This window comes from Arthrobacter sp. H-02-3 (genome assembly GCF_003097355.1).
GTDB lineage: Bacteria > Actinomycetota > Actinomycetes > Actinomycetales > Micrococcaceae > Arthrobacter > Arthrobacter humicola.
Map to the genome: position 1 here is coordinate 43,362 of NZ_PYUI01000005.1, position 16,311 is coordinate 59,672.

The 16,311-nt window shown below is 69.5% G+C and carries 15 protein-coding genes; 8 read left to right on the forward strand and 7 right to left on the reverse strand.

Annotated elements, in window-relative coordinates:
• Positions 1-41: 41 nt before the first annotated feature.
• The gene (locus tag C9424_RS06900) at positions 42-1,307 is read left to right on the forward strand and encodes a helix-turn-helix domain-containing protein (RefSeq protein ID WP_116766294.1); all 1,266 of its coding nucleotides are present in this window, start codon (positions 42-44) and stop codon (positions 1,305-1,307) included.
• Positions 1,308-1,377: 70 nt separating this feature from the next.
• On the opposite strand, the gene C9424_RS06905 is transcribed toward C9424_RS06900, so the two are convergent.
• Both C9424_RS06905 and purD read right to left on the reverse strand, forming a co-directional pair.
• The gene (locus C9424_RS06905; RefSeq protein WP_116766159.1) at positions 1,378-2,388 is read right to left on the reverse strand and encodes a phosphoribosylaminoimidazolesuccinocarboxamide synthase; all 1,011 of its coding nucleotides are present in this window, start codon (positions 2,386-2,388) and stop codon (positions 1,378-1,380) included.
• The gene (gene purD / locus C9424_RS06910; protein WP_116766160.1) at positions 2,385-3,695 is read right to left on the reverse strand and encodes a phosphoribosylamine--glycine ligase; all 1,311 of its coding nucleotides are present in this window, start codon (positions 3,693-3,695) and stop codon (positions 2,385-2,387) included. The genes C9424_RS06905 and purD overlap by 4 nt, the downstream gene beginning before the upstream one ends.
• Before the next feature lie 758 nt (positions 3,696-4,453).
• On the opposite strand from purD, the gene C9424_RS06915 reads away from it, so the two are divergent.
• The 3 genes from C9424_RS06915 to C9424_RS06925 all read left to right on the forward strand — a co-directional run bounded on the left by C9424_RS06915 (position 4,454) and on the right by C9424_RS06925 (position 7,715).
• The gene (locus C9424_RS06915; protein ID WP_116766161.1) at positions 4,454-6,043 is read left to right on the forward strand and encodes a molybdopterin-dependent oxidoreductase; all 1,590 of its coding nucleotides are present in this window, start codon (positions 4,454-4,456) and stop codon (positions 6,041-6,043) included.
• 36 nt (positions 6,044-6,079) lie between these two features.
• Complete coding sequence (locus C9424_RS06920; RefSeq protein WP_116766162.1) at positions 6,080-7,096, forward strand: asparaginase; 1,017 nt, start codon at positions 6,080-6,082, stop codon at positions 7,094-7,096.
• Between the two features lie 199 nt (positions 7,097-7,295).
• A complete protein-coding gene (locus tag C9424_RS06925) occupies positions 7,296-7,715 on the forward strand; it encodes a sterol carrier family protein (RefSeq protein WP_116766163.1) in 420 nt (139 codons plus the stop codon).
• A 17-nt stretch (positions 7,716-7,732) separates the two neighbouring features.
• Here C9424_RS06925 and C9424_RS06930 read toward each other — a convergent pair whose 3' ends face one another.
• From C9424_RS06930 to C9424_RS06940, 3 genes are all read right to left on the reverse strand, one after another.
• Complete coding sequence (locus tag C9424_RS06930; RefSeq protein WP_116766164.1) at positions 7,733-8,356, reverse strand: dihydrofolate reductase family protein; 624 nt, start codon at positions 8,354-8,356, stop codon at positions 7,733-7,735.
• Positions 8,357-8,483: 127 nt separating this feature from the next.
• Positions 8,484-9,245, reverse strand: coding sequence for an SDR family oxidoreductase (locus tag C9424_RS06935; protein ID WP_116766165.1), 762 nt, complete (start codon positions 9,243-9,245; stop codon positions 8,484-8,486).
• 132 nt (positions 9,246-9,377) lie between these two features.
• Positions 9,378-9,725, reverse strand: a complete 348-nt coding sequence (locus tag C9424_RS06940) for a hypothetical protein (RefSeq protein WP_116766166.1) — start codon at positions 9,723-9,725, stop codon at positions 9,378-9,380.
• Positions 9,726-9,788: 63 nt separating this feature from the next.
• Here C9424_RS06940 and C9424_RS06945 point away from each other — a divergent pair, with 63 nt between their 5' ends.
• Positions 9,789-10,706, forward strand: coding sequence for a CHAD domain-containing protein (locus C9424_RS06945; protein ID WP_116766167.1), 918 nt, complete (start codon positions 9,789-9,791; stop codon positions 10,704-10,706).
• 82 nt (positions 10,707-10,788) lie between these two features.
• Here the strand turns inward: C9424_RS06945 and C9424_RS06950 are convergent, their stop codons facing one another.
• Entirely contained in the window at positions 10,789-11,097 is a 309-nt protein-coding gene (locus C9424_RS06950; protein WP_116766168.1) for a hypothetical protein, read from the reverse strand.
• A gap of 257 nt (positions 11,098-11,354) precedes the next feature.
• Complete coding sequence (locus C9424_RS06955) at positions 11,355-13,226, reverse strand: glycoside hydrolase family 15 protein (RefSeq protein ID WP_237563337.1); 1,872 nt, start codon at positions 13,224-13,226, stop codon at positions 11,355-11,357.
• Between the two features lie 220 nt (positions 13,227-13,446).
• Here C9424_RS06955 and C9424_RS06960 point away from each other — a divergent pair, with 220 nt between their 5' ends.
• The 3 genes from C9424_RS06960 to C9424_RS06970 all read left to right on the forward strand — a co-directional run bounded on the left by C9424_RS06960 (position 13,447) and on the right by C9424_RS06970 (position 16,310).
• On the forward strand, positions 13,447-14,328 hold the full coding sequence (locus C9424_RS06960; protein WP_116766169.1) for an aldo/keto reductase: 882 nt from the start codon (positions 13,447-13,449) through the stop codon (positions 14,326-14,328).
• Positions 14,329-14,378: 50 nt separating this feature from the next.
• Complete coding sequence (locus C9424_RS06965) at positions 14,379-15,137, forward strand: DUF72 domain-containing protein (RefSeq protein WP_116766295.1); 759 nt, start codon at positions 14,379-14,381, stop codon at positions 15,135-15,137.
• 105 nt (positions 15,138-15,242) lie between these two features.
• Positions 15,243-16,310 (forward strand): App1 family protein, encoded by a 1,068-nt coding sequence (locus tag C9424_RS06970; RefSeq protein WP_116766170.1) that lies wholly within the window; start codon positions 15,243-15,245, stop codon positions 16,308-16,310.
• Position 16,311 lies beyond the last annotated feature (1 nt).

Here is a 16,311-nt window from a genome sequence, read left to right on the forward strand (position 1 = left end):
AAGCATTTAGTACAAAGAATGTCCGGAATTAGGAGGTGTCCGTGGGGAACGGATTTGGGGAGAAGCTCCGCGCGGAACGGCTCGAACGGGGCCTGACGCAAGCGGAACTGGGCCGTGACCTGTACTCCCCCAGCTATATCTCACTACTGGAAACCGGACGCCGCGAGCCCACTGCCGATGTCATCGAAGAGCTTGCGCGCCGGCTCGAACTTGCCCCCAAAGCGCTCGAAGCCTGGAGCCAGCCGGTGTCCGTCAGCGACGCCGAATATGTGCTCGCGGGACTCTACGCCCGGCAGGCCTGGGACCTCCGCGACTACCCCGTGGCCGCCACCCACGCCGCCGCCGCCGCCAAGATCGCCCTGGAAGCCAAGAACACCAGCGCCTGGTGGAACATGACCTACATGCAGGCCGAGTGCCTGATCAAGCAGGGCCTCTGGCAGGAGTGCAAGGACGTCGTCCGGAATCTCCTGGAGCACCCGATGGCCGCGGAATCGGCCGGGCTCGGCGTCCGCGCCCAACAGATGCTCGCCGCCGCCTCGCAGGGGCAGGGCCAATTGACGGCCGCCGTCGAACATGCGCAGGAAGCGGTGCGCCTCTGCGCCCAGCTGCCCAAGGGCTCCACGATGATTATCGGCGCGCTGCGGGCGCTCATCGGCGCCCTGGCCGAGAGCGGCCGGCTGGATGAGGCCTGGGAGTACTGCCAGGCCATGAACGACCAGATGGATGACCACTCCATGTCCCAGCTCGCCGGCGAGGTGGCCTGGGTGATCGGCAACGTGGCATTCATGCGCCACGACTACGCCGAGGGCATCAAATACCACGAGCGTGCCGGCCGGCTGCTCTCCCCGGCGAACGATATCGACTTGTGGGCCCGGTTCAACAAGGCCTCGGCGGCGGTCCGGCTCTCCTCGGGGATCGTCGAACCCGAAACCCTGTCCTCGATCGAACGCGCCGAACTGGCCCTCTCGATTGTGGGCGGCAACAAGACCGACCAGCTGGAAGTCGCTTTTATCCGGGCCCGCTGGCTCTACCTCACCGGGGACATCGTGGCGGCCGTCCAGAAGCTGCGCGAGATCCACGCGGAGCGCGAGTCGCTGGCCCGACACACGGCCGGCGAAGTTTCACTGCTGCTGGGGAAGGCCCTCAAGGCCGCCGGGGAATCCGCCGAGGCCCTGGTCTACCTCGAGGAAGCCCAGAAGGAATTCAGCGCGGCGGGAGCCTCGGACCGGGTCCAGCAGGCGTTGGATGCCGTGCTCGAGATCCGGCTCGCCCAGCGGCGCGCGGAGGCAGCGTCGGCCGAAGCCTAGCCCCGCCCCACAGGCCGTACGGCCGGGTCCCGTGATGGGCCCGGCGAACGGTGGCGGCGGGACCGCCGGATTAGGCGAACGTCCGGCCGGTGAGCTTCTCGTAGGCCTCCACGTAGCGGCTGCGCGTGCGGGCCACGACGTCGGCCGGAAGGGCCGGCGGGGGCGTGTCGGAGGCCTTGTGCCAGCCGGAGGCCGGCGAGGTCAGCCAGTCGCGCACGTACTGCTTGTCGTAGGACGGCTGGGCCTGCCCGGGCCGGTACGTGGCCGCATCCCAGAAACGTGAGGAATCCGGGGTCAGCACCTCGTCGCCCAGGGTGATCACGCCGGTCGCCGCGTCGACGCCGAACTCCACTTTGGTGTCGGCCAGGATGATGCCGCGGCCGCGCGCGATGTCCTCGGCCTTGGTGTAGATCTCCAGGGTGAGCTCACGGAGCTTGGCCGCGACCTCCGCACCGACGAGGCCAACGACGGCGTCGTAGGTGATGTTCTCGTCGTGCTCGCCTACCTCGGCCTTCGCCGACGGCGTGAAGAGGGCTTCATCCAGCCGCGATCCGTCCACGAGGCCGGCGGGCAGCGGGATGCTGCACACGGTGCCGGACTCGCGGTACTCCAGGAGCCCGGAGCCGGTGAGGTAGCCGCGGGCGATGCACTCGACCGGGAACATGTCCAGTTTTTTGCAGATCATCGCCCGGCCCTCGACGGCGGCGGGAACACCGCCGTCGACCGTGGAGGCGAGGACATGGTGCGCGACGCCGAGCTGTTCGAACCACCACAGGCTCAGCTGGGTCAGGATGCGTCCCTTGTCCGGGATCTCGCTGGCCAGCACGTGGTCGTAGGCGCTGATGCGGTCGCTGGCCACCACCAGGACGCAGTCCTGGCCGATGCGCTCCGTGATGGCCGCGTCCGCGGGGACATACAGGTCACGGACCTTGCCGGAGTAGACGTGCTGCCAGCCCGGCAGGTCCTGCGTGGCGGTGTCCAGACCGCCCTTGGGAGGGGTGCCGGACGGTGCGGGGCCGGACTGTGCGGGACCGGACTGTGCGGGGCCGGGGGTCGAGGCTGCGGGATCCGTCACGGTCATGCCTTCGCTTTCGACGCGGCCGGGTTGCCCGGCGTCGTCACCTGGATTTGACCGCGGGCAGCCTTGCGGCCGATGTCGGTGCGGAACTGGCTGCCGTCCAGCTGGACGAGTTCGACGCCGTCGTACGCCCGTTCCCGGGCCTCCACGAGGTCGGTGCCCAGCGCCACAACGGCCAGGACGCGGCCGCCGGCGGAGACCACGCGGCCTTCCTCGTCCAGCTTCGTGCCGGCGTGGATGACGTGGACGCCGTCCAGCGCGTCAACCTTCTTCAGGCCCCGGATGCGGTCGCCCGTCCGCGGGGTGCCGGGGTAGTTCTCCGCGGCCACGACGACGGCGACGGCGGTGTCCTTGGACCAGCGCAGCGGCTGCACCTTGTCCAGTTCGCCCTTCGCGGCGGCCATGAGCAGCCCGCCGAGGGGTGTCTTGAGCCGGGCCAGGACGGCCTGGGTTTCGGGATCACCGAAGCGGACGTTGAATTCGATGACCCGCGTGCCGCGCGAGGTCAGTGCCAGGCCGACGAACAGGACGCCGACGAACGGCGTGCCGCGGTGGGCCATCTGGTTGACCGTGGGCTGGGCGACGCGGTCGATGACTTCCTGGACCAGGCCGTCGGGGGCCCATTCCAGAGGGGTGTACGCTCCCATGCCGCCGGTGTTGGGGCCTTCGTCGTTGTCGAAGATGCGCTTGAAATCCTGTGCCGGGGACAGGGCGACGGTGTTCCGGCCGTCGCAGAGGACGAACACGGAGACCTCGGGGCCGTCCAGGAACTCCTCGATGACCACGGTGCCGCCGGCGTCGAAGCAGCTCTGGGCGTGCGCCAGGGCCTCGTCGCGGTTGGAGGTGACCACAACACCCTTACCGGCGGCGAGCCCGTCATCCTTGACGACGTAGGGGGCGCCGAAGGTGTCGAGGGCGTCGGCGGCTTCCTCGGCATTGGAGGCCACACGGGCCATCGCCGTGGGGACGCCGGCCTCGGCCATGACCTCCTTGGCGAAGGCTTTCGACGCTTCCAGCTGGGCAGCGGCCTTGCTGGGCCCGAAGACCGGGATGCCGGCGGCTCGGACGGCGTCGGACACTCCGGCGGCGAGCGGCGCCTCCGGACCGACCACCACCAGGTCCACGGTGAGCTTGACCGCGAGCGCGGCGACGGCGTCGGGATCGTTCGCGTCGATCGCATAGGTGGGGACGAGCGCGCTGATGCCGGCGTTGCCCGGGGCCGCGTGGACCTCGGACACGTTGGGGTCTGCAAGCAAGGATCGGACAATGGCGTGTTCGCGGCCGCCGGGGCCGATGACAAGTACCTTCACAGTCTCCAAGGGTACGTGGTGGACCCCGCAGGCTCCTAAGCTGTGTCGGCCGCTGGACATGCTCAATCTTCCGCCCGGGAGATGCCCGGACATGCCCCGGCACCGCGTAATCCGTGGGACATGCCCAGTCCCGGCCGCAGCCACTGGACACAATGCCACCATGTCCGCTCCCGGATACCAGGGCTGGACATGTCCCCCGGGCCAAGGAGCATGTCCAGTCCCCGGGACGCGGCCACGGAGCATGTCCATTCGCTGCCGAGGGGCGGCGGAGCGTGCCCTTCCGCCAGGCATGACATCACTCCTCGGCCCGCGATCTTGCCCGGAAACTCCCCCGGACATGCCCACTCCCAGGGACGCGGCCAATGAGCATATCCATTCGCTGCCGAAGGGCCGCGGAAGATGCCCTTCCGCTAGCCAAGTGGCCGCGGTACATGCCCTTCCGCCAGGCACGACATCACTCCTCGGCCCGCGATCTTGCCCAGAAACTCCCCCGGACGTGCCCGGTCCTGGCCGCGGCCACTGGACATAATGCCGCCATGTCCGCTGCTGGATCCCGTGGCTGGACATGTCCTCCGGGCCAAGGAGCATGTCCATTCCCCGGCACGCGGCCCAGGAGCAGGTCCATTCCCCGGGACACGGCCACGGAGCATGTCCATTCGCTGCCGGGTGGCCGCGGAGCATGTCCTTTCGTCGGGTCGCCGGGGAGCATGTCCACTCGCTAGACAAATCCGGCGGCCCTGCGGCTACGAATGGCCTGTATGACAACGCCCAGTATGAAGCCCAGCAAGCGGTCCCGCGGCGCCACAGCCCTGGCCGCGGTGGCCGGGGTGGCCGCCGCCGCCGTCGTCCTGTCCGTCGCGGAACTGATTGGTGCCTTCTTCACCACGCGGGCAACGCCCCTGATTGCCTTGGGCTCGACGTTCATCGACTTTACGCCGCTATGGATGAAGAACTTTGCCGTTGAAACGTTCGGCACCAACGACAAGGCGGCGCTGTTCGTCGGCATGGGTGTCACGATCCTGCTCCTGGCGTGCGTGCTCGGCATTGTGGCCTACCGGAAGTGGGCCTTGGGCGTGGCCGGGGTGCTGCTGATGGGCGCCGTGATCGTCGGGAGCGTGGTGACGCGGGCCAGTGTCAAACCGGTCGACGCCGTCCCGTCCCTGATCGGCACCGCGGCCGGGCTGGTGGTACTCCGGTTCCTGATCACGCGGCTGTGGCGGATGCAGAAATGGCCGGACCAGGCGGCCGACCTCGCAGCGAAGGAACCCGAGCGCCCGGCGACCACCCGGCGCGGATTCTTCGCCGCCGCCGGCATCACCGCGGCCGCCTCGGCCATTGCCGCCACCGGCGGCCGGATGCTCAGCGCCGCCCGCAGTAACGTGGCGGCGGCGCGTGAGTCGCTGCAACTGCCCGCACCTGCCAAGGCCGCCGCCGCGGTCCCGGCCGGTGTGCAGTCCAAAGCCCCCGGCGTCACTCCGTGGCTGACCCCGAACAAGGATTTCTACCGAATCGACACGGCCCTCAGTGTGCCGGAAATCAACGCCCAGGACTGGGAGCTGCGCATCCACGGCCTCGTGGAACAGGAGGTCAGGCTCACCTTCCAGGACCTCCTCGACGCCCGGCTCATCGAATCCCATGTTTCCTTGACCTGCGTGTCCAACCCGGTCGGCGGCAACCTCGCCGGCAACGCCAAATGGCTGGGCATGCCCATCCGCGACGTCCTGAAGATGGCACGGCCCACGCAGGGCGCGGACATGGTGCTGTCCACGTCGGTTGACGGCTTCAGCGCCTCCACCCCTTTGGAGGTCCTCCAGGACGACCGCGACGCGATGCTGGCGATCGGCATGAACGGCGAACCCCTCCCGCTCGAACACGGCTACCCGGTCCGGATGGTGGTCCCCGGGCTCTACGGCTTCGTCTCGGCCACCAAGTGGGTGGTCGACCTGGAAGTGACCCGGTTCGCCGACAACAAGGCGTACTGGACCCAGCGGGGCTGGTCCGAACGGGGCCCGATCAAAACCATGGCCCGGGTGGAAGTGCCCAAGTCCTTCGCCAAGGTCCCGGCCGGGAAAGTCGCGCTCGGGGGCACCGCATGGGCCCAGACCCGCGGCATCACCAAGGTCGAGGTGCAGATCGACAACGGTCCGTGGACCGAGGCTGTGCTCTCCGATGAGGCCTCGCTCATCACGTGGCGGCAGTGGTCCTTGGACTGGGATGCCACGCCCGGCCCGCACTACATCAAGGTCCGCGCCACGGACGGCACCGGCCAGGTGCAAACGGACAAGCGGGCGGATCCGGTGCCGGACGGCGCCTCCGGCTGGCAGTCGGTCATGGTGACCGTGGAATAACCGGGGTATCCGCACCCGGCACCATACACTTGCTGCATGGCTTTGAACCCGCATGCAACTTTCACAGTCGACTCCGCCGTCGAACTGGCAGTCATCGAACGCAGCGGCTTCGTGGAGTCCCGCCACATCGGTTCGGCTGTGGTGATGGCCGCGGACGGAACCGTGGTGATCGAGCTCGGCGATGTCACCGCCCCCATCTTTGCCCGGTCCACGCTCAAGCCGCTGCAGGCCCTGGCCTCGATGCAGTCCGGCGTGCCTCTGCGGGGTGCCCAGGTGGCCATTGCGTGCGGCAGCCACATCGGATCCCTTGACCACATGGATGTGGTGGAAGGCATGCTCAAGGCGGCCGGAGCCAAGGAAGACCAACTGCAGTGCCCGGCCGACTGGCCGCAGGACGAGACGGCCCGGAACTGGCTCGTCCAGACCGAGCGCGGCAAGTCCAGGCTAGCCTTCAACTGCTCGGGCAAGCACGCGGCGTTCCTGTGGGCGTGCACGGAGAACGGGTGGGACAAAAACAGCTACCTCGAACCCAACCACCCGCTGCAGCAGCGCATCCGCTCCGTGATCGAGGAGTACTGCGGCGAACGCATTGCGCATCTCGGGATCGACGGCTGCGGCGCGCCGGTGGCCGCCGTCTCCCTGACCGGTCTGGCCCGGGCCTACTCGAAGCTGGCCAAGGCTCCGGGCGACAAGAACTCCAACGCGCGCGCCGCCACGATCGCCACCTCCATGCTGGACTACCCCTGGGCCGTCCAGGGCCGTGGACAGACCAACACAATCGTCATGGACGAACTCGGCATCCTGGCCAAGATCGGTGCCGAAGGGGTGCTGGTCATGGCCACCCGGCAGGGCGTCTCCGTCGCCATCAAGATGCTCGACGGCAACGTCCGGGCCACGACCCTCGTCGGGCTGACCCTGCTGGCCGCCTCGGGTGCCGTCGAAATCCCCGAAGTTTCCAGCGTGCTGGACAAAGTAGTGGACCCCGTCCTGGGCGGCGGACGCCCCGTCGGCAAGATCCGGCTCGGCCGGGCCGTCGCGGCACTGCTGGACTGACACTGCTGGACTGACACTGCTGGACTGACACTGCTGGACTGGGACGTCCGCTCCGGTCCGAGGCAGCCCGGCTGCCCGGCGGCCGGTCACGGCCGATCACGGCCGATCACGGACCTTCCGGACCGGCTCTGTCGGTGGCATAGGCTGGTGGGAGGCCGCCGGGCGGCGGCCGTGACATCGCCAGGCTGGAGGCAGGAACGTGGCCGTATCGCGCCGACGCATCGCCGTGGACGAGGGCCGCGCGGCGCTCGCCGCATGGCAGGACGCCACCCCGGCACTGCCGGGAGCCACACTGCCGGGAGCCACAGTGCCGGGAAGCGGGGCCGCCGGCACCGTCCCGCGCAGCACAATCGCGACGGCGGTGCGCTACTCGCTGGAGGAGGTCACCGCCCGGGCACCCGGCAACTCCGTGGAAGTGCGCGTCCCGCCGTTCGGCGTCACGCAATGCGTGGAGGGCCCGCGGCACACGCGCGGCACTCCCCCGAACGTCATCGAGTGCGACGCCGCCACCTGGCTGGCGATGGTCAGCGGGCAGCTGAGCTGGGCGGATGCCGTCGCGGCCGGCAAGGTTGCCGCCTCGGGACTGCGCGCGGACCTCTCGGCGCTCCTGCCCCTCTAGGGCATGGACAACACGCCCTAGCCTTCCTGGTTGCGGGCCGCCATATCGCCGACGCCAGGCGTGCCACCGGCGAGCGCGTAGCGCTGCAGCACCGCACCCTTCGGTGAGGCGACGACCGGCTCGATGAGTGTGAGGTTCGTCGGAACGACCCCGTCGGCGAAGACCTTCTTTCCACGGCCGAGGAGGATCGGATACACCCAGAGCGTGAGCCGATCGAAGAGCCGCTCGGCGAACAGGGTCTGCACGAAGTCAAGACTGCCGATGACGTGGATGTTGGCGTGCCGGTCGCGCAGTTCGCGTACGGCGGCGACGACATCAGGACCGAGCAGGGCGGAGTCGGCCCACTCGAGAGTCGGCGTCTGGCGCGAGGCCACGTACTTCGGAAGGCGGTTGAACAGCCGCGCGATGCTCCCGTCCGCGTGCGGCCAGTACGCGGCGAAAATGTCGTAGGTTCTGCGCCCCAGCAGCAGCGCGTCCATCCCCGCCATCCCGGATTCGACCTGCTCGCCGACGACCTCGTCCAAGAGAGGCGCTTGCCAGCCGCCAAACGCGAAACCGCCGTCGGCGTCCTCGTCCGGGCCGCCGGGTGCCTGCGCGACGCCGTCGAGTGTGGTGAAAAGGTCGATATGGATGAGTCCCATGCCGGGCTCCTTCTCTGTCGCCCGTCGTCGCCCCGGCGACGGGATCACTTCGAGGCTGTCACAGGATCCCACTGCGAAGCAACAGGTATCGACGGCTCGACACGAGTCCCGCTGTGCATCCGGCCCCTCAGCCCCGGCCGATGAACGGCATGCCGGCGGCCGTGACCACGAGGGACCCCACATTGGCCGACGCCGGCATCCCGGCCATGAGCAGCACGGCCCGGGCGGCGTCCTGCACCGGAAATGTCGGCTCGGCCCTGCGGCTGCCGTCGGCTTGCACGGCCCCGGAGCCCACTCCGATCTCGTCCATGAGATCCGTGGCCGCATTGCCGATATCGATTTGTCCGCAGGTGATGCCGAACCCGCGCCCGTCGAGCTCAATGCTCTTGGTGAGCCCGGTAATCGCGTGCTTGGTCACCGTGTAGGCCACGGTCTTGGGCCGGGGCGAATGGGCCGCGATGGAGCCGTTATTGATGATCCGGCCGCCCTGGGGCGACTGGGCCTTCATGGCACGGACGGCGGCGGCGGCGCAGAGGAGGGATCCCGTGAGGTTTACCGCTACGGTCGCGTTCCAGTCCGCCACCGTAATCTCGTCCACCGAGGCGGCGGGGCCGAACACGCCGGCGTTGTTGAACAGCACGTCCACCCGCTCCCACTGCTCCAGTGCCGCGGCGAAGAGCCGTTCGACGTCGGCGGGGACGGTGACATCGCACGGTACCGCGAGCGCCTGGCGGTGGCCGGCCGCGGTCTCCAGCAGTGGCTCTTCCCGCCGGCCTGCGAGGACCACCCGGTAGCCCTCGGCCAGCATGAGCCGGGCCACCGCCCGGCCGATGCCGGATCCTGCTCCGGTGACGACGGCAACCCGTCCGGGGGTGTGGTGCTGGCTCATGGGGGTCCTCCTCGACTGGTGCGCGCGTGCGCCGTTGCCCGGCCAGCCTACCGCCGAGAGGGCCGGTCACGGCAGTGTTGCGCGCCCCGGCTGCCGCGAACTGCCCCCTCATGAGGTCGGGCGGACGCGGCCCTAACGGGAGTCGTCGTCGCGGTCCCTGATCTGCCCGTTGCCGATCCGCCCGTCCCGGATCTGTCGCCCCGCGCGGTAGCCGGACCAGAACGCCAGGACCAGCAGGCCGGCGCCGATCAGGGCAACGCCGGTCCAGGTCTCGGCGCCCATGAAGACCAGCCCCTGCGGCACGACGGGCCGGGCGGCCAGCGGGGCATAGGCGAACCAGCCGAAGTCTTCCTGCGGCACCGGCCGGGCCAGCAGGACCAGGCCCGCGAGCAGCATCGCCAGGGCAACGAGCGGCACCGCCAGACGGCCCAGCAGACGCGTTCCGGCAGGGCCGGCGTCCCGATTCCCCCGCGGATCCATGGCCCTACTGTAACCGGTACGAAGGGCTCTGTCCGGGCACCGGGGAAGTCAGTACAGTAAAGCATGGCGACCACCACGGGGGATGTTCTGCAGGCCTATCTGGGACAACAACTGGGCGAGCTGCGCCGACACGGCCCCGGCGCCAGGGCCGGACAGGCGGAAGCCATCCACCAGATGCGCGTCGCGGCCCGGCGGCTCCGTTCGCTGCTGGCCACGGGACGAACCCTCTTTGCCGCCGGCGCCGCTGATGACATCCGCACCGAGCTCCAGTGGATCTCCGGGGTGCTCGGCGCCGCCCGGGACCCGACGGTGGTCCAGGACCGGCTCAGGGAACTGCTCGCCGAAGAGCCTCCGGGGCTGGTTATTGGTCCGGCGGCCGAACGGATCGACGAAACTTTGGATGCCTCCGCCGCCGCGGGCATGGAAAATGTGATCGTGGCCCTCGACGGCGAACGCTACGCCCTCCTGCTCGGCCGGCTGGCGGAGTTTGTCACCGCCGTCCCGCTGACCGCCAAGGCCTCCCGGCCTCCGCATAAGACTGTGCGGAAGCTCGTGGCCAAGGATGAGGCACGGCTCAGGCGCTCGGTGGACGGGTTGGCTCCGCGGGCCGGCGGCGGACCGGGTACCCCTTCCGACGCTGAAGCCGCGTCCCGGGATGAAGGTCTGCACGAGGTCCGCAAATCGGCCAAACGTCTGCGCTATGCCGCCGAGTTCGCCGCTACCGTGGCCGGGAAAGGGGACGCGAAATGGCTTTCCCGGACGGCCCTGGCGGCGCGGCACATTCAAACCGCGTTGGGCCTGCACCAGGACAGCGTGGTGGCACAGACCCTGCTGAGTGAACTCGGACGGCGTGCCGCGGGCAGCGGCGAACCCGGGTTCACCTTCGGGCGGCTGCACGCCCGCGAGGGCCAGTTGGCCGCCCAAGCCGAGGCGGACTTCGCTAGGGCCTGGAAGAAGTTCCCCGGGCCACGGGACCGGTAGCCGGGCTGCGCGGCAATCGGATCAGCGCGGCCCCATCCGTTCAGCGCCTCATCCGTTCAGCGCCCCATCCGTTCAGCGCCGATCAGTGGCGGGCACGCGTCCTCTTCCCGGCCGCCAGCGAGCCACCGGTCGCGGGCGCTGAGCGCCCTGCCGTGCCGAGGGCCCGCCGGATCACCCGCGGCGTCGAGCCGTGCCGGGCGGCCGGGGCATCGGAACTGCGGTCCCGGATCAGGCCGGTTCCTGCGATCTCCCGCGCCTGGGCGACGCCGGCCACCGCCGCCCTCTTGCTGGGAAAGGTGATGGAGACCGCCATCAGTTCGCCCGCACCGTCCAACATCCGAATGCGGTAGCCGCCCTCGGGCGCGTCCACGAGCTCGAAATATCCCGCCATTGCACACTCCTCGTTCCATGTATCCCCCGCCATATCCCGTGCCGGGATATTAGTAAGTATACTTACTTGACGGCCGGGCGAAAGCCCCGAAGGCTTCGCCGGCTGCACGCCCGGACGGGCGCCGGAACGCCGCCGGGCCGGCGCTTGGCATGCTCAGGCGCCCGCCGTGGGCACAATTCCCTTGAGGCACAATTAACGTCGGGCACAGTTCAGGGGCGCGGTTGACGGACGCCGATTAAGCGCGTGTCAGCGGCGGATCAAGGGCGCGGGGTCCCGCCGTGAGCCGGGTGTCCCGCCAGCCCGGCGTGTTCGGCTGGTCCGGGGTGGCGCGCGGCGCCGCCCGCGTCCAGCGGGGTGTCGCTGCGGCGGACACCGTCATCATGGAGCTCCAGTGCACTCATGATGAGGGCGAAGTGGCTGAAGGCCTGCGGCGTGTTGCCCAGCTGCCGGCCGGCCTCGACGCCCCACTCCTCACTGAGGAGTCCGACGTCGTTGCGCAGCGCCAGCAGGCGTTCGAACAGTTCCCGGGCCTCATGGCGCCGGCCCGCCCCGATCAGGGCCTCCACCAGCCAGAAGGAGCACGCCAAGAACACCCCTTCCTCGCCGGGGAGCCCGTCGCCGCTCTCCGTTGGCAAGTAGCGGCGCAGGAAGCCGTCGTGCGTCAGCTCGCGCTGGACGGCGTCGATGGTTCCGATGATGCGCGGATCATCCGGCGGAAGGAAGCCGACCCGGGGCAGCAGCAGCAGGCTCGCGTCCAGTTCCGGCCGCCCGTAGGACTGCACGAACGTGTTGCGTTCGGCGTCGAACCCGTTGGCCATGACCTCGGCGTGGATGGTGTCACGCAGCTCCTCCCAGCGGTCCGCCGGGCCGGTCAGGCCGAAGTCCCGGACGCCCTTGACCATGCGGTCCGCCGCCACCCATGCCATGACCTTGGAGTGCGTGAAGTGGCGCTGCGGACCGCGCATTTCCCACAACCCATTGTCCGGTTGGCGCCATGCCGTCTCAAGGTGTTCCATGAGGGCCACCTGGACGTCCCAGGCGTCGTCGGTGTGCTTCAGCAGGGAGTTCCGTGTCAGGGACAGGCAATCGAGCACCTCGCCCCAGACGTCCAGCTGCAGCTGCCCTGCCGCGCCGTTCCCGGTGCGCACGGGAGCGGAATTTTCGTACCCCTTGAGCCAGGGAAGTTCGGTCTCCGGCAAGCGGCGCTCCCCGTGGAGTCCGTACATGATCTGCAGATCGGCGGGATCCCCGGCGACGGCACGGAGCAGCCAGTCACGCCATGCACCGGCCTCCTGCGTGTAACCTGCGGCCAGCAGCGCCTGCAGCGTCAGCGTGGCGTCGCGGAGCCAGCAGAAGCGGTAATCCCAGTTCCGGATGCCGCCGATCTCCTCCGGCAGGGACGTCGTGACGGCGGCGACGATGCCGCCGGTGGGGGCAAAGGTCAAGGCCTTGAGCGTGATCAGCGAGCGCTGGACCGCGTCGCGGTACGGCCCGGTGATCGTGCACTTGGCAGACCAGCTGTGCCAGAACTCCTCAGTGGACACCAGGACCGCTTCCGGGTCCACGGTGCGCGGCCGGGCGAGGTGGCTGGGGCTCCAGGTCAGCACGAAGGGAACGCGCTCCCCGGCCGTGACGGTGAAGTCGCTGACCGTGTGCATCCGCTCGCCGCGCAGCGGCGCCTCAGTCACGAGGTAGACGGCGTCAGGCCCTGCAACGGCGTGGATGCCGTGCTCGTCGTGGCGGACCCATGGCACAATGTGGCCGTAGTCGAACCTCAGCGCCAGCTCGCCGCGCATCCGCACGGTGCCGCGGACGCCCACTACGATCCGCACGATGTCCGCCACCTCGTCACGTGGCGGCATGAAGTCAATGATCCTGACCGCCCCCTCGGGCGTCTCCCATTCGGTCTCCAGGATCAGGGTGTCTGCGCGGTAGCGGCGCCGGGTGCATTCACCGCCGCCTGCCGGCGCCAGCAGCCACCGTCCGGCCGCGGGCGTGTCGAGCAGCGCGTTGAAACAGGCAGGCGAGTCGAAGCGCGGCAGGCAGAGCCAGTCGATGGAACCTTCTGTACTGATCAGGGCGGCGGTGTGCAGATCGCCGACCATTGCGTAATCCTCGATGCGTGCCATGACACTTACAGTGCCACACCGGCTCTCCGGGTTCGAGGAGGCGGCACGATGAGGGCGCCCGACGACAGCGTCCGCAGGCAGCGCACGCCTCGGGGCACGACGGCGGCGCTGCGTGCGGTGCTGACGGGGCACGACGGCGGTGCTCACCGGTGCTGCGCGGGCGCGGCGCAGGGCCTTCCCTGTTTGCGGGAGGCCGGGCCCGCGGGGCTAGGATCCATCCATGCTGAAACGGAACTTCGGATCATCGTCACTGCAGGTCTCCGCCCTGGGCTTCGGCGCCGGGCACATCGGCTACGACGACGTGACAGAACGCCAGGCCCATGCGCTCCTGGACCGGGCACTGGAGCTGGGCATCAACTTCATCGATACGGCCCGGGGCTACGGGTTGTCCGAGGAACGCATCGGATCCTGGCTCCCGGCGCACCGCAACGACGTCGTCCTGTCCACAAAGGTGGGCTACGGCGTCGAGGGCGCCACGGACTGGAGCGCCACCGCGGTGACCCGCGGCGTCGACGAGGCGCTGGCCACGCTCGGCACTGACACGATCGACGTCGTCTTCCTGCATTCCTGCCCCCTCGAGGTGCTGGAGCGGGGCGATGCCGTGCAGGCGCTGCTTGCCTGCGTGGACGCGGGCAAGGTCCGGGTGCCGGGGTACAGCGGCGAGAATGAGGCCCTCGCCTGGGCCGCCTCGGCCGGCGTCTTCGGCGCCGTACAGTCGTCCGTGAACCTGGCAGACCAACGTTCCCTCCGCGAGGTGCTGCCCGGCGCGGCGCGGAGCGGACTGGGAGCGGTTGCCAAACGCCCCCTGGCCAACGCGCCGTGGCGGCACACGGACCGCCCCACCGGCGTGTACGGCGAGACGTACTGGCACCGGCTTCGTGAGATGGACCTGAAGCCGGAGGCCGATGACTGGCAGGGCACGGCACTGCGGTTCTCGGCGTTCAGCCCCGGCGTCTCCACGGCGATCGTCGGAACCTCGCAGCCGGCCAATCTGGACGCGGCGGCAGCCGCCGTGGTGCGCGGGCCGCTGCCCGACGCCGAGCGGCAGCGCTGGGAGGCGGCGTTCGCCACGCATGCCGGCGACTGGGCCGGAGAGGTCTAGGCGGGCCGGGGCACGGAAGCGGAGGGGCACGGACCGGCATGGCAGAGCACATGAATACTGACCGCACGGGCACTGTGCGGATCGGGACGTCAGGCTGGAGCTATGACCATTGGGAGGGGGTCCTCTACCCGCCGGGCCTGCCGGCCCGGGACAGGCTGGCGCACTACGCGGCCCGCTTCGACACCGTGGAACTGAACGCCAGCTTCTACCGCTGGCCCAGGGAGGACGCGTTCGCCGGCTGGCGGCGCCGCCTGCCCGATGGCTTCGCCATGTCCGTCAAGGCTCCGCGCGGCCTGACCCACGGCAAGAAGCTCTACGCCCCGGAGGCGTGGGTGGAGCGCATCACCCGGTGCTGGCACGAGCTCGGCGACAAGCGGGCCGTCCTGCTCGTCCAGCTGCCGCCGGACTTCGGGCGGGACGACGCCCGGCTGGACTATTTTCTCGCCGCGCTGCCCGAGTGGATCCGCGTCAGCGTGGAGTTCCGCCACCCAAGCTGGGACGACCCCGGCGTGTATGCCCTGCTGGAGCGGCACGGCGCGGCGTACTGCATCATGAGCGGTGCCGGGCTCCCGTGCGTCCTGCGCGCGACGGCCCCGTTCGTCTACATCCGGCTGCACGGCCCGGACCGCGACGCGCTCTACGCCGGTTCATACCCGGACGAGGACCTGCAGTGGTGGGCAGCGCGCATTGGCGAATGGCGGGCGGACGGCAAGGACGTCTTCGCCTATTTCAACAACGACGGTGGCGGCAACGCCGTGCGCAACGCCGCCGCACTGCGCCGGCTGCTGGGCGAATCGCTTCCCTGGTAGGCCGCGCGTCGCGGGGCGTCCGGCTCCCGGACCGCCGTCGCGGCACTACGGCCTCGGGCTAGTCACACGCACGGCGGGAGTCCGGCGCTGTGGGAGAGTGGGGGCATGGAATTGGCGTCACAACCAGCGCATCAGCAGCCCGTGTCCGGCACCAGGGCCTTTCGGCTCGCCCACTGGGTGTCGGACACCGTCAATGGGCTGCGCCTCAAGACGGCCCGACGCTGGAAGTTCATCCCGCAGACCGTCGCCTATCAGGGCTACGGCTCGACCGAGTGGGTCCGGGTCCTGGGCCGGGTGGTCCTCACCAGCAAGCCCGTGCCAGGCAGCAAGGCAGAGCGACTTGTCCAGAACGGCAACCAGAACTTCCGCGGCTGGCGCGCCTTCACAAGCGTCCCCGTCCAGTTCACCGAGGTGGAGATCCGGCTCGGCGGCGTCACCACCCGCGTCCATGCGGACCGCGGCGGCCTGGTCGACACCGTGGTTCCCGTGGCGTTGACCCCGGGCTGGCATACGGCCACGCTGCGGGCCGAGGGAACGGAACCGGTCGAGGCCAGGATTTTCGTGATCTCAGCCGACACCAGGCTGGGCATTGTCTCGGACATTGACGACACGATCATGGTCACGGCGCTCCCGCGGCCCTTCCTGGCGCTGTGGAATACCTTCGTCCTGAACGAACGCGCCCGGATGGCGACGCCAGGCATGGCTGTTCTGATGGACCGGCTCAAGGTCGAGCACCCCGAGGCCCCGGTGCTGTACCTGTCCACCGGGCCGTGGAACGCGGCGCCCACCCTGGCCCGCTTCATCGCCCGGAACCTCTATCCCTCGGGCGCCCTGCTGCTCACGGACTGGGGCTTGACCCACGACCGCTGGTTCCGCAGCGGCCAGGAACACAAGCGGCGGAACCTTGAACTCCTGGCCCAGGAGTTCCCGAACATGCGCTGGCTGCTGTTCGGCGACAACGGCCAGCACGATGAAGAAATCTACTCCGGCTTCGCCCAGGAGCACCCGGACCGGGTGGCCGCGATCGGGATCCGGCAGCTTTCGGCCAGCGAGGCCGTCTTTGCCGGCGGCCACTCCGATTCCGGCGACCACTCGGGATCCTCCGTTCCTTGGATCTACTCTCCCGATGGCGCCGGACTCGCCAAGGGCCTGCAGGACCTGGACCTGCTCTGAG

What these genes read in the sequence shown, in the direction of transcription:
- C9424_RS06905 (WP_116766159.1), bottom strand. Translation starts at nt 2,388, where the DNA reads ATGACCGTGACGGATCCCGCAGCCTCGACCCCCGGCCCCGCACAGTCC.
- C9424_RS06915 (WP_116766161.1), top strand. Translation starts at nt 4,454, where the DNA reads ATGACAACGCCCAGTATGAAGCCCAGCAAGCGGTCCCGCGGCGCCACA.
- C9424_RS06920 (WP_116766162.1), top strand. Translation starts at nt 6,080, where the DNA reads ATGGCTTTGAACCCGCATGCAACTTTCACAGTCGACTCCGCCGTCGAA.
- C9424_RS06930 (WP_116766164.1), bottom strand. Translation starts at nt 8,356, where the DNA reads ATGGGACTCATCCATATCGACCTTTTCACCACACTCGACGGCGTCGCG.
- C9424_RS06935 (WP_116766165.1), bottom strand. Translation starts at nt 9,245, where the DNA reads ATGAGCCAGCACCACACCCCCGGACGGGTTGCCGTCGTCACCGGAGCA.
- C9424_RS06940 (WP_116766166.1), bottom strand. Translation starts at nt 9,725, where the DNA reads ATGGATCCGCGGGGGAATCGGGACGCCGGCCCTGCCGGAACGCGTCTG.
- C9424_RS06945 (WP_116766167.1), top strand. Translation starts at nt 9,789, where the DNA reads ATGGCGACCACCACGGGGGATGTTCTGCAGGCCTATCTGGGACAACAA.
- C9424_RS06950 (WP_116766168.1), bottom strand. Translation starts at nt 11,097, where the DNA reads ATGGCGGGATATTTCGAGCTCGTGGACGCGCCCGAGGGCGGCTACCGC.
- C9424_RS06955 (WP_237563337.1), bottom strand. Translation starts at nt 13,226, where the DNA reads ATGGCACGCATCGAGGATTACGCAATGGTCGGCGATCTGCACACCGCC.
- C9424_RS06960 (WP_116766169.1), top strand. Translation starts at nt 13,447, where the DNA reads ATGCTGAAACGGAACTTCGGATCATCGTCACTGCAGGTCTCCGCCCTG.
- C9424_RS06965 (WP_116766295.1), top strand. Translation starts at nt 14,379, where the DNA reads ATGAATACTGACCGCACGGGCACTGTGCGGATCGGGACGTCAGGCTGG.
- C9424_RS06970 (WP_116766170.1), top strand. Translation starts at nt 15,243, where the DNA reads ATGGAATTGGCGTCACAACCAGCGCATCAGCAGCCCGTGTCCGGCACC.